The 828-nt window shown below is 33.9% G+C and carries 1 protein-coding gene; it reads left to right on the top strand.

Going from position 1 to position 828, the window contains the following annotated elements; all coding sequences use genetic code 11:
• The first annotated feature begins 103 nt into the window (after positions 1-103).
• Entirely contained in the window at positions 104-580 is a 477-nt protein-coding gene (locus ACTHUT_RS21250) for an SMI1/KNR4 family protein (protein WP_250601516.1), read from the top strand.
• Positions 581-828 lie beyond the last annotated feature (248 nt).

Raw genomic sequence — 828 nt, 5'->3', positions numbered from 1 at the left:
GGCATGTTTGCCCGCCTCTTTATAATATGCAGTTAATTCCTAATAGTATTCATAAAGCTGTTAGGCATACTGGTCAAAAATCGTTAAAGAAAGGTCAGTAAAAATGAGAAAACTATCAATATCATCAGATGAGGGATTGGTTCCAATAAGAACAATTCAACAATTCGCTGAAGATGTAGGGGTCGTTTTTCCTGTTTCATATGTATCACTTCTTAGTAAACATGATCATTTATACCCCAAAGAAAATATTTTCAATTTTATCAATCAATACGGTGAAAATGATGAAAGGGACATTTCATTTTTAGGGTATAAGCAAAATTTAGGCTATGAAGATATTTATAGCTATTCATGTATTGATGATGAATATGGGTATGCAAAAAAAGTGATTGCTTTTGGGATTTCAGCTAATGGTGATTATATCTGTTTTAATTACAGAAAATGCAATGAAAATCCATGTATCATTCTGATGTATCATGATGATTTTTATGAAGATGAGAATGGAGATACAAAAATGGTAACTAGCCATATTGCAGATAGTTTTGATGCCTTTTGGGATATGCTATATGAACTTTCAGATTAAGTGTGTAGGTTGAGTTGAAAACTCAACTAAATTAAAAAGATCGTCTGAAATCAGTAAGCCGTAGCCCATATGAAACCTAAACTCAACAGGTAGGATGTGTGCGGAACGCATGTATTCGCTTCTCAAGGTTTGATCTAAGAGGCTGTCTGAAAACAGAAAAACCGTTTCAGACGGCCTTTGTTTAACGCCATCGATCCAGCAGGCCATAAAGCACAATTATCCAAAAAGGTATATTGATAGGTAAATAC

It is taken from the genome of Neisseria sp. P0022.S010 (assembly GCF_051956635.1).
This window is presented reverse-complemented; position numbering and strand designations above follow the sequence as displayed.

What these genes read in the sequence shown, in the direction of transcription:
- ACTHUT_RS21250 (WP_250601516.1), top strand. Translation starts at nt 104, where the DNA reads ATGAGAAAACTATCAATATCATCAGATGAGGGATTGGTTCCAATAAGA.